The organism is Rhizobium viscosum, from assembly GCF_014873945.1.
Classification (GTDB): domain Bacteria; phylum Pseudomonadota; class Alphaproteobacteria; order Rhizobiales; family Rhizobiaceae; genus Rhizobium; species Rhizobium viscosum.
On the sequence record NZ_JADBEC010000003.1, the window covers coordinates 59,734 to 69,327 of the forward strand.

The 9,594-nt window shown below is 61.3% G+C and carries 13 protein-coding genes and 1 pseudogene; 5 read left to right on the top strand and 9 right to left on the bottom strand.

Going from position 1 to position 9,594, the window contains the following annotated elements; genetic code table 11:
- The first annotated feature begins 104 nt into the window (after positions 1-104).
- Positions 105-1,094: a squalene cyclase gene (locus H4W29_RS32310; RefSeq protein WP_192732943.1), complete on the top strand. Its 990-nt coding sequence runs from the start codon at positions 105-107 to the stop codon at positions 1,092-1,094.
- Between the two features lie 41 nt (positions 1,095-1,135).
- On the opposite strand, the gene H4W29_RS32315 is transcribed toward H4W29_RS32310, so the two are convergent.
- Both H4W29_RS32315 and H4W29_RS32320 read right to left on the bottom strand, forming a co-directional pair.
- Positions 1,136-1,516: a DUF4180 domain-containing protein gene (locus H4W29_RS32315; RefSeq protein ID WP_192732944.1), complete on the bottom strand. Its 381-nt coding sequence runs from the start codon at positions 1,514-1,516 to the stop codon at positions 1,136-1,138.
- Between the two features lie 16 nt (positions 1,517-1,532).
- Entirely contained in the window at positions 1,533-1,958 is a 426-nt protein-coding gene (locus H4W29_RS32320; RefSeq protein WP_192732945.1) for a helix-turn-helix domain-containing protein, read from the bottom strand.
- Between the two features lie 145 nt (positions 1,959-2,103).
- Here H4W29_RS32320 and H4W29_RS32325 point away from each other — a divergent pair, with 145 nt between their 5' ends.
- On the top strand, positions 2,104-2,556 hold the full coding sequence (locus H4W29_RS32325) for a pyridoxamine 5'-phosphate oxidase family protein (protein ID WP_192732946.1): 453 nt from the start codon (positions 2,104-2,106) through the stop codon (positions 2,554-2,556).
- A gap of 50 nt (positions 2,557-2,606) precedes the next feature.
- On the opposite strand, the gene H4W29_RS32330 is transcribed toward H4W29_RS32325, so the two are convergent.
- On the bottom strand, positions 2,607-3,464 hold the full coding sequence (locus H4W29_RS32330; RefSeq protein ID WP_192732947.1) for an MBL fold metallo-hydrolase: 858 nt from the start codon (positions 3,462-3,464) through the stop codon (positions 2,607-2,609).
- Positions 3,465-3,585: 121 nt separating this feature from the next.
- Here H4W29_RS32330 and H4W29_RS32335 point away from each other — a divergent pair, with 121 nt between their 5' ends.
- Together H4W29_RS32335 and H4W29_RS34770 are read left to right on the top strand one after the other, a co-directional pair.
- A complete protein-coding gene (locus H4W29_RS32335) occupies positions 3,586-4,206 on the top strand; it encodes a TetR/AcrR family transcriptional regulator (RefSeq protein ID WP_192732948.1) in 621 nt (206 codons plus the stop codon).
- Positions 4,207-4,354: 148 nt separating this feature from the next.
- Positions 4,355-4,743 (top strand): annotated as a pseudogene (locus H4W29_RS34770) (Rap1a/Tai family immunity protein).
- Between the two features lie 8 nt (positions 4,744-4,751).
- Here the strand turns inward: H4W29_RS34770 and H4W29_RS32345 are convergent.
- Entirely contained in the window at positions 4,752-5,189 is a 438-nt protein-coding gene (locus tag H4W29_RS32345; RefSeq protein WP_192732949.1) for a hypothetical protein, read from the bottom strand.
- A gap of 158 nt (positions 5,190-5,347) precedes the next feature.
- The gene (locus H4W29_RS32350; protein WP_192732950.1) at positions 5,348-5,785 is read right to left on the bottom strand and encodes an Rrf2 family transcriptional regulator; all 438 of its coding nucleotides are present in this window, start codon (positions 5,783-5,785) and stop codon (positions 5,348-5,350) included.
- 140 nt (positions 5,786-5,925) lie between these two features.
- On the opposite strand from H4W29_RS32350, the gene H4W29_RS32355 reads away from it, so the two are divergent.
- A complete protein-coding gene (locus H4W29_RS32355; RefSeq protein ID WP_192732951.1) occupies positions 5,926-6,894 on the top strand; it encodes an alpha/beta fold hydrolase in 969 nt (322 codons plus the stop codon).
- A 4-nt stretch (positions 6,895-6,898) separates the two neighbouring features.
- Here H4W29_RS32355 and H4W29_RS32360 read toward each other — a convergent pair whose 3' ends face one another.
- The 4 genes from H4W29_RS32360 to H4W29_RS32375 form a co-directional block, all read right to left on the bottom strand.
- On the bottom strand, positions 6,899-7,744 hold the full coding sequence (locus tag H4W29_RS32360; protein ID WP_192732952.1) for an NAD(P)-dependent oxidoreductase: 846 nt from the start codon (positions 7,742-7,744) through the stop codon (positions 6,899-6,901).
- Positions 7,745-7,821: 77 nt separating this feature from the next.
- On the bottom strand, positions 7,822-8,520 hold the full coding sequence (locus H4W29_RS32365) for a TIGR02281 family clan AA aspartic protease (protein WP_376776617.1): 699 nt from the start codon (positions 8,518-8,520) through the stop codon (positions 7,822-7,824).
- A complete protein-coding gene (locus tag H4W29_RS32370; RefSeq protein WP_192732953.1) occupies positions 8,520-8,717 on the bottom strand; it encodes a DUF1289 domain-containing protein in 198 nt (65 codons plus the stop codon). The genes H4W29_RS32365 and H4W29_RS32370 overlap by 1 nt, the downstream gene beginning before the upstream one ends.
- Before the next feature lie 18 nt (positions 8,718-8,735).
- Positions 8,736-9,527 carry an adenosylcobinamide-GDP ribazoletransferase gene (locus H4W29_RS32375; protein WP_192732954.1) on the bottom strand — a complete coding sequence of 264 codons (792 nt, stop codon included), beginning with the start codon at positions 9,525-9,527 and terminating at the stop codon, positions 8,736-8,738.
- Between the last annotated feature and the right edge of the window lie 67 nt (positions 9,528-9,594).

Sequence of the window (9,594 nt, forward strand, 5' to 3'; positions counted from 1 at the left end):
CGCTTGGCCGTCGCCACTTCTGCACCGAGCCTTGCAATATTGACGGTAGACGCATGCTTGGCCAAACTGCGCTCCGTATTTGCAAGCGACAGGGAGCCTTGCCGATGCCTTCAGAGACTTTCGTGGTCGACTGGCTGCTCGCCTCCGATCCCGCCATCCGCTGGCAGGTGCTGCGCGATCTGCTCGACGCGCCTGAACCCGTCTGGTCCGCCGAACGGCAGAAGGTCGAGCGGGAGGGGTGGGGTGCCAAGCTATTGTCCTTTCAGGATCCCGATGGGCAATGGGCGGGCGGCTCGTTCCTGCCCAGCGATTTCACGCGCGAGGAATGGCAGGCGACCGGACAACCCTGGACGGCGACGAATTTTTCGCTGACGCAGCTTCGCGAATTCGGTCTCGACCCGCGTTCGGAGAGCGCAAGGAGAACTGTCGCGCTCATCGGCGCCAATTGCCGCTGGGACGAAGGCGGGCAACCCTTCTGGGAGGGCGAGGTGGAGGAATGCATCAATGGCCGCACGGTTGGCGACGGCGCCTATTTCGGCGTCGATGTTTCGCCCATCGTGGAAAGATTGCTCGGCGAGCGGCAGTCGGATGGCGGCTGGAACTGCGAGCGGGCGAATGGCTCGATGCGCTCCTCCTTCCATACGACGATCAATGTGCTGGAGGGACTTCTCGAATATGAGCGGGCGACCGGCGGCACCGAGCAATCGCGCGAGGCAAGACGGTCAGGCGAGGATTATCTTCTGGCGCGGCACCTGATGCGGCGCCTCAGCACCGGCGAGCCGGTCGACGAAAAATTCATGCAGTTCCTGCATCCCAACCGCTGGCGCTTCGATGTGCTGCGGGCGCTCGATTACTTTCGCGCCTCAAGCCTGCTAACGGGGGCCGCGCCCGATATGCGGCTGAAGGAGGCAATCGGATACCTCCGATCGCGGCGACTGGAGGATGGTCGCTGGCCGCTCGACTGGCGCGTGTCCGGCAGGGCCTGGTTCGTCATGGATGACGGGGAGGGAGAGCCCTCACGCTGGGTGACGCTCAGGGCTCTCAGGGTGCTGAAATGGTGGGATGGCCGGCAGGCTGAACATGCCTTTGCGTGAGGCAGCTGCGACATTCGGCATTGCCTAGGGTAATCCGTGGTTTAGGCCGGTGTGCTGAAGGCCGAAAGCCTGGCCTCGAACTCTTCCATCGTATCGAGAAACCAGCAGGTCGTGCCGCGATTGGCTTCAAGGACGAAGCTTTGCAACGCGTTGCTCACGGCAAGCTCCGCATCGATCCTGCCGATGATGGCGACACGGACCTTGTAGTTGGTGAATTTCTGGATCGCAGCACCTGCGATGCCCGAGCGCAGCGTCAGGAAATCCTCGGGCAGGTCGGCAACCGGCAACACCACCCAATCGACGGCTTCGCCAAGTGCGTGGCCGATCAGATCGTTGATGCCGCTTTCAGCCGATAGTGGCTTGCCATCGGGATTGCGGAGGAGCACGCGAAAGCCGTGCGAGAGCCTGATATCATTGCTCACGGAATGTCCTTTCTGGTCAGCGGAGTGCCTTCAGATAAGCGTCCAGGCTGTTCAACAGTTCCGCCGTATCCGACGGCGTGCCGATGAGAATGAATTTCTGGAGTTGCCGTTCCGCGTCATAGGCGGCGTTGAACTGCATGGCGTGCGGACGGCGATGCCGCGAGATCAGCATGGCCTGCATCAGCACCGTCAGGCGGTTCGAGATTTCGGCGGAGAGATCAGGCACCTCGACGATGCTGGTGACATAGACCTCGGCCTGCGGGGCCGGGGCGCTGTTGCTGACACCGGCGAAGGCTTCGAGGTCGGAGCGCAGAATGCGGTAAGACTTGCCGATGCGCGTGGCGCGCAACCGCTTTTCGCGGATCAACCGCAGTACGGTCTTCGGGTGCAGTTTCAGCCGCTCGGCGGCCTGTTCGGCAGTGTAGAACTCTTCCGACGTCATCCGTATTATTCTCTATCGTGATTTATATTTTGGATAATAAGGAATATTTCGAAATAATCCAGATCGATATTCGCCTTGATGCGGATCAATGCGGAATGCACAGCAGCGAACCATGCTTCAGCCATCAAACCGAATGGAGCGAGCCATGGACGAGGCGATCAGGAAGACGATCCAGGCAATACTGGATGGGCAGCGGATCATGAGCGTTGCGACGCTCCGGCCAGACGGCTGGCCGCAAGCGACGACGGTCGGCTACGTCAATGACGAGCTGACGCTCTATTTTCTCTGCAGCCCCGACAGCCAGAAGGCCGCCAATCTGGCGCGGGACAACAGGGTGTCGTTGACGATCAACCCGGATGCCGGCCAGCTGATGCAGATCACCGGCTTGTCGATGGCCGCGCATGCCGAAAAGGTGGAGGATCCTGACGAGGCCGAAAGGGTGCTCCAGCTGATGCCGGCGAAATATCCTGTTCAGGAGGGCCTGGAGATTGCCATGCCGACGCGGGATCAGATCTGCATCTTCCGCGTCATGCCGAAGGTGATTTCCGTGCTCGATTATTCCAAGGGGTTCGGGCACGCCGATCTCGTGACGCTCTGATGCGGCGTGCCGCGTAGAGGCGCGGCAGCTTGGTATTAACGGCGTGAAGGTCAGGTGCCCTTTGCGACCTTGGCAGCGCCCCAGAGCGAGCCGGGATTGGCACGGTTGGGATGGAGTGCCAGCATGGCGTCGAACAGTTCGCGCGCCGTCGTCGTTTCCAGCTCAAGCCTATTGAAATCGCGCAGATATTGCTGTGTCTGGTCGATGATATCAGGGTTGTCGTCATTTTCCGGAATCTTGTGGCCAGCAACGACGGCCTTCGGCTTCAGCTCCTTCAGGCTATCAAGCGTTTCGATCCAGTGTTGCCGGCTCTCGCGTGTGGTTTCGCCGAGATAGCAGTGGATGCCGTTATAGACGACGTCTCCGCCGACGATCAGCCCAATCGAGGGAACGTACAGGGCGGTCGAGTGCGACATGTCGGTGTGGCCGGCGTCGATCGGGATCAGCTTGTGGCCTTCGAGATCGAGGTCCGGTGTTTCAAGGACATCGGCGACAGCCATGTTCTCAGCGATCTCGCCGGGGAAGAGTTTGCGCCAGAAGCCGTCGAGCATGTCGGGGGCGCTCTGGCGGCGCATCGCCTCCACCACGTCAGATATGGCATAGGCCTTCGCATCGGGGAAACGTTCAAGCAACGTGCCGATACCGAAGAAATGGTCGCCATGCCCATGCGTAATATAGATGGCTTTCAGCTGCTTGCCGCTCGCTTCCACCCAGTCGGCGAGCGTCTTTGTCTGCGGTACGGTCAGGAAGGTATCGACGAGTATGGCATCACGCTCGCCCGAGATGAGCGTGGCCGAATTGGCGACCCATCGAAGGGAGGGATCGCCACCCGGTACGTCACGGCTGAGGCCCGGGCGGCGGATTGTCAGGACATCATAGCGCAGGCTTGGGGTGGGATTTAAGGGCATAATAGCAATTCCTTGAAAAGTTGGAGTTACGGCTACTGGGCGAGGGGAAAGCCCTTGATTTCAGTAATTAGGAAATTAATATGTGACCGGTCGTCTTTAATTATTCAAGAGGAAAACGAACATGGAAAAGCCGGCCCGCCGCGGTCCCAAGCCGAATATGCAAATGCGGGAGAAACTCATCGAAGCGGGCCTGAGGGAGATCCATGCCAACGGCTTTGCCGCGACCGGCATCCAGAAGATCGTCGATGACATCAAGGTTCCAAAGGGCTCCTTCTATAACTACTTTGACAGCAAGGAGGCCTTCGGAGCGGAGATTTCCGATCGCTATTCCGAGCAGGCGCTTGCCCGGCTCGTGAGCTTTCTTGCTGATGCCGACAAACCGCCCCTTCGCCGGCTCAAGGCTTATTTCGACGATCGCACCGCGTCCTTTGCGCTCAGAGGTCATACGCAGGGCTGCGTACTCGGCAATTTCAGTGCCGAGACGGTCGATCATAGCGAGTTGATCCGCCAGCATGTGGCAGCGCATTTCAGCCGCTGGAGCGAGGTCATCGCGGCTTGCCTCGCCGAAGCGCAGAGAGACGGCACACTAACTGGCGAGCTGCCGGCCGAAACACTTGCCGATTTCATCCTGAACAGTTGGGAGGGGGCACTTCTGCGCATGCGCGCCGACCGTAGCGGAGCGCCGCTCGAAACATTCAAGCAGATGGTCTTTGATGTGCTGCTGCACGGTAGAGGGCATTGAGGATCATTTACCTCGATTAAGGAGAGATTTCTGTTCCAGCTCGGGCATTTACCATCTTGGCCGACGTCATGGATCGGCAATAGTTCCAGCTTAATTCCGACATGTTCGGGCTGAAGTTTCCGGCATCGACACACGGGCGAGGGATCAGATGCCGGGCATTCTCATTGCAACCCTGTTGGCGACTGTCTCGGCCAAAGCGCCGATGAATATGCCAGCGGCGATCTTCTCTTTTCGGATTGTGGCGGTTCGCGGCAGTTCGTCACCGGCTATGTTTCCGGCTGGCTCGACAAATGGAACCGTGATGAGTTTCTTGCGCGGCGTGCATTCGCGGATGCGGCCGGGGATCCGCAGGCGATGGTCGGTATAACCCGTCTCGGCCATTCGGTCGGGTGGAATATCTGCCTGCCGCCGGGCACGACGCCCATCGTGATCGGTGAAATGCTCTGCCACTTCCTGCAGGAGAATCCAGGTGTTCGCAGTGCCGAGGGCGACGATCTGGTGATGACCGTCGTTACCCGCAGCTACGGCTGCCGGTAAGGCAGGCGTCAGGCCTTGCTGACAAGAATGGCGCCGCCGATGATAAGCAGGGTGCCGGCAGAGAGTTTCATGATATCCACCTCAGCAGCCTCTCCCAGATACACCGCGCCGACGGCGAGCGTCACCAGGACGTTGCAGCTCCAGATCGGCGCGAGCTTGGAGACCGGCACGCCGTAGGCAAAGAGCGCGAAACTGATGAGGCCGGTGCCGAAGGCGAAACAGAGGCCGGCGACGGCGGCAAAGCCGATGCCTTCTGACGTCCAGGGCGCGGGGCGCCAGATCAGGGCAGAAATCCCGCCCGCTACCGCAAGCGTCAGGCCGAAGGCGATGAGATAGGCCGAAGAGCCGACGCCCGATACGGCGCTCTGCTTCTGGAAAATAGCGGTGATGCCCCAGAGAATGGCGGGAGCCACGCCGCCGACGAACAAGGGCCAGAATGCAGTCATGATAAAACTCCTGTCGCACCGGACACGCTGAGGCCTTCAGGGAAGGCGATCTGGATGTGGTGCCACCAGACTAGGAGTTTCTTCTTGTTCTTTGTGGTCTTGTTGTTTTGCTGAAAACTGGCAGATTCACGCGCCGTCGGCAAGCAGCAGGATGACTGTCACGCCCGCTTTTCTGCCTGGGCGGTGGCCATTGCGATCTCGCCGATTTCGGCCAGCGTCACCCTCTGGAATTCCCGCTCAAGCGTCTGTTCGGCGCTTTCAAAGGCGCGCTCCAGCTTGCCATTGGCGGCGCGCTCGACCGGGCAGGACGGGTGATCGTTGGAAAGCGGCGCATCGAGGATCGTTTCGCCCTGCAGGGCGCGCTGCACATCCAGAATGGTAATCTCTGCCAACGGCCTTGTCAGCGACCAGCCGCCGCCGCGGCCGCCTTCTGATTCGACGATACCGTATTGGCGCAGCGAGGCCATGGTGCGGCGGACCACGACAGGATTGGTGTTCAGCATCTGGGCGATGCGCTCGCTCGTTTCCCGGCCGCCCAGCAATCCCATATGCACGAGAACATGGATCATTCGTGCCAGTCTTCCGTCTTGCCGCATCTGCGTCTCTCCATAGCGTAACAAATATTGTTACGGTCTATTGACTCCTCTTTTCTGTAACGTAAAAAGATACGGAATCAAAGATTCAATGGCGCCCGGATGCATTTTATAGGGGCGCGCCTGTTGTCGAGGAGCCAGAGATGCAGCGCATGATCGAAACAGCAACCTTGAGGATGAGCATTGCCGAAGCCGGCGAGGGGCCGCTGGTGTTGCTGTGCCATGGGTTTCCGGAGACATCGCATGCCTGGCGTCATCAGATCACCGCACTTGCCGGGGCGGGCTTTCATGCCGTGGCGCCCGACATGCGCGGTTATGGCCGAACGGAAAGCCCTGACGAGACTGGCGCCTATACGGTCTTCGATCTCGTGGCCGACATGGTGGCGCTCGTCGATGCGCTTGGTGAGGAAAAGGCTGTTATCGTCGGCAATGACTGGGGTGCGACGGTTGCCTGGCAAGCCGCACTGATGCGGCCGGACAGGTTCCGGGGCATTGTCGCGATGAGCGTGCCTCTCATGGGCCAGCCGCCCGTGCCGCCGACGAAAATCTTTCCGGCGACAGCGGATCACCTGCTCTATGTGCTCTATTTCCAGGAGCCGGGATTGGCGGAAGCCGAGTTCGAGCGGAATGTAGATGTCACGCTGCGCAAGATCTATGGCGCCGCCGGCGGCGAGGCAGGTCCGCGACTGCCAGGCGACGGAACGCCCAATCCGTTCGGCATGGTCTTGCGCGCATCCGGTCTGCTGGCTGATCTGCCCAACTGGGAAACGCTGCCCAAATGGCTGCCGCAAGCCGACCTCGATGTCTTTGCCGATGCATTCAAGGCGTCAGGCTTTCGCGGCGGGTTGAATTATTACAGGAACCTCGACCGGAACTGGGAATTGCAGAAAGCTTTGGCGGGGCTGAAAGTCGAGGTTCCCGCGCTGTTCATGGCCGGCGAACGCGACACGGGCCTTGCCATCCCCGGCATGCGGGAGATTATCGATGCGATGCCAGGGCTCGCGCCTGGCCTCAGGGCGACGCAGTTCGTGCCCGGTGCGGGCCATTGGCTGCCGCAGGAGCGGCCGGAGATCGTCTGCCGCGCGATTATCGATTTCGTGCAGGCTTTGTGACCGGTTAATGCCCTTCGTCCAGCATCGCCTCGAGCGTGGCGATCAGTTTGTGGCTGCCATTGCGATCATCGGCAATGGTCTGGAAGACGCCAGCCATACCCTTGAAGATCAGGGCGGCGGGATCGTCAGACCCCAGGAACTCGGCGATTTCTTCCATTTCCGCCACCCAGCGATAGGCCTTCGGAAACATATCCGGAATGGAATGGCGTAGCCGCTTCAGATGCTCGGCCTGGCTTTCGGCCAGTTCCACCTTCAATGCCTCGCTGGCACCGGAGCGTGCGGCCGCAAGCAGCATGGCGGCGGAGAGGCCGGTGATGCCCTTGTTGATGCCGGCGTAACACATCTTCAACGCGGAGGCGGCTCCAACAGGGCCTTTCACGCGGCGGATCTTCAGGCCGAAGCGGGAGAGGAGATCAGGTTCGCCTGCGAGATCGCCGCTGAGGCAGACGACCGGTCCGGCCTTGCCGGGAACCGGCGGGCCGCCGATGATCGAGCCGTCGATGACCTTGGCGCCTGTGGAAGCGAAGCCTGCGGCCAGCTTTTCCATGGTCTTCGGGCTGATCGCGTTGAGATCGACGAAGGGTGGTTTCTTGCCGCTGTCGCGCAGCACCGGAGCGATGAGATCCGCAACCTTCTGCGCTTCTGCCGGCGGAACGATGGAGAGGATGATATCGGCCTCGGCGAATGCCGAAAGCGGGGCGGCGACGAGGCCCGCTGCGCGAGCGCGTTCGAGGGTCACCGCGCTGCGTCCCTCGAGAAAGGTGATGACCTTGGCGCTTGACTCGACGAGGCGGCGGCCGACGGCGCTGCCCATGGCGCCGGCGCCGAACAATGCAATGGTGGTGGACATTGACGGATGAGACCTCTTTGGCGGGGATACCGAGACACTAGGGCCAGAGGATCAGTGCAGCAAGGCGAATGCGGCTATTAGTCCCGCATCCTCAGCTCATCCGTCTGCATCTGCAGGGAGCCCAGCGTTTCCAAAAAACTCATGCCGAGCAAGCTCTGGTCGAGCCTCCCGTCCTCAGCGACCGACGCGGCGACATTGCTGCGCACGATCGGGCCGATCGCGACCTGATCAAGGGTAACGGGGGCGGCGCGGGCGCGGCCGTTGGCGGTCATCACGGTCATGGAATAGGTGAGCTGCTTCGGGTCTATACCGACGCGCAGCGCATCGGCATGCGAGAGCGCCACCATGCTGGCGCCAGTATCGACGAGCATCGGTACCGACTGGCCGTTGACCGAGACCTCAGCCTCGAAATGGCCGCTCAGCATCTTGTGGACGATGACTTCCTGCCCGCCCTCACTCGTTGTGACGACGACGGCGCGGCCCGGCACGAGGCCGGCAAGCAGGCGGTTGCCGACGCCAAGTGCATCCTGACGGTAGAGATAGGCGGTTGCGAGCGCCAAGATGATGACGAGCCAGATCATCAACTGCCGCATGGTCTGGCCTATATTTCGACGGCTGCCCAAGATGCCGGCGGCCAGCATCAGGGCGATCGGCAGCAGGTAGACGAAGCGGCCGAAATCGTCGCTTGCCAGTCCGAAAATGCGGCTCTGGTCGCTATTGAAGAGCAGGACGGCAAGGCCGATGCCGATGACGGCAAGCAGGAGGATGAGGCGCATCAGCCGACGGCCTCCAGAGTTTTCGTCGATTCGGGAGCGAGTTCCGCGAGGCGGGTGGGCAGGTTTTCCATGATGGCCTCGCGTTCCTCGTCGGAAAAGCGCATCCAGCCGGCAATTTCATCCGCTGTGCGGCCGCATCCGGCGCAGAGACCGGTGAGAGGATCCAGGGAGCATACGCGGATGCAGGGTGTTCGCATGGGCGATATATCGGGATTTCAGAGGGCCATGGCAAGGGCGCAGAAGGCTGCGACCTCGCAAATCTGCTGGTTGGCGCCGAGCGTATCGCCGGTGTGCCCGCCAAGCCTGCGGCGGATGAACCAGGTGAAGGCGAGCGTCGAAAGACCGGCGGCGAGAAGGGCCGAGACGAACGGCAACAGACCGAGTGCCGGCCAGACCAGAATGGCGGTGATGAAGCCTGCCGTAACGAGGGCGATCTGCATCGTCACTTCCGCTGGGCTTCCAGCCGAGGCTGCAAGCCCATCCGGCTTTGCGGCGGGAAGGCGCTGCCAGTGCCATGCGATCGCCCCACGGCTGAGTGCGGCTACGGCGGGAATGGCAAGTGCTGCAGCAAAAGGCGGAGCCTCGCGGGCAATGGCGGCAAGGGCAGAGGCCCGCAGGGCGAAAGAGAGAATCAGGGCAATCGCGCCGTAACTGCCGATGCGGCTGTCCTTCATGATAAGAAGGCTCTGCTCGCGCGATTTGCCGCCGCCGATACCGTCGGCCGTATCGGCAAGCCCATCCTCGTGCAGCGCGCCCGTTAGGATCGTCTGGACAGCGAGGGCAACAAGTGCGGCCATCAGGCGGTCGGCGCGCAGGCCCAGTATGACGAAGAAGATCAGAGCGGGCAGGGCGCCGATGACAAGGCCGGCCACCGGGAAGACACGCACCAGCCGGCCAAGCTTTCCGTCATAGCCGGCAAAAAGCCATGGCGGCATGGGAATGCGGCTCAGGAAAGCCACGGCGCGCGCGGCATCGACCACGATGTCTTTTATGATTCCTGGGATCATTCTCTGTTGCCCTCTCTCCGCAGCGTTTTGGTCTCCCTGCGGCTTTTGGCGCTGTGTGCTTTTTCAC

What these genes read in the sequence shown, in the direction of transcription:
- H4W29_RS32375 (WP_192732954.1), bottom strand. Translation starts at nt 9,527, where the DNA reads ATGATCCCAGGAATCATAAAAGACATCGTGGTCGATGCCGCGCGCGCC.
- H4W29_RS32370 (WP_192732953.1), bottom strand. Translation starts at nt 8,717, where the DNA reads ATGCGAACACCCTGCATCCGCGTATGCTCCCTGGATCCTCTCACCGGT.
- H4W29_RS32360 (WP_192732952.1), bottom strand. Translation starts at nt 7,744, where the DNA reads ATGTCCACCACCATTGCATTGTTCGGCGCCGGCGCCATGGGCAGCGCC.
- H4W29_RS32310 (WP_192732943.1), top strand. Translation starts at nt 105, where the DNA reads ATGCCTTCAGAGACTTTCGTGGTCGACTGGCTGCTCGCCTCCGATCCC.
- H4W29_RS32320 (WP_192732945.1), bottom strand. Translation starts at nt 1,958, where the DNA reads ATGACGTCGGAAGAGTTCTACACTGCCGAACAGGCCGCCGAGCGGCTG.
- H4W29_RS32350 (WP_192732950.1), bottom strand. Translation starts at nt 5,785, where the DNA reads ATGCGGCAAGACGGAAGACTGGCACGAATGATCCATGTTCTCGTGCAT.
- H4W29_RS32325 (WP_192732946.1), top strand. Translation starts at nt 2,104, where the DNA reads ATGGACGAGGCGATCAGGAAGACGATCCAGGCAATACTGGATGGGCAG.
- H4W29_RS32355 (WP_192732951.1), top strand. Translation starts at nt 5,926, where the DNA reads ATGCAGCGCATGATCGAAACAGCAACCTTGAGGATGAGCATTGCCGAA.
- H4W29_RS32365 (WP_376776617.1), bottom strand. Translation starts at nt 8,520, where the DNA reads ATGCGCCTCATCCTCCTGCTTGCCGTCATCGGCATCGGCCTTGCCGTC.
- H4W29_RS32345 (WP_192732949.1), bottom strand. Translation starts at nt 5,189, where the DNA reads ATGACTGCATTCTGGCCCTTGTTCGTCGGCGGCGTGGCTCCCGCCATT.
- H4W29_RS32335 (WP_192732948.1), top strand. Translation starts at nt 3,586, where the DNA reads ATGGAAAAGCCGGCCCGCCGCGGTCCCAAGCCGAATATGCAAATGCGG.
- H4W29_RS32330 (WP_192732947.1), bottom strand. Translation starts at nt 3,464, where the DNA reads ATGCCCTTAAATCCCACCCCAAGCCTGCGCTATGATGTCCTGACAATC.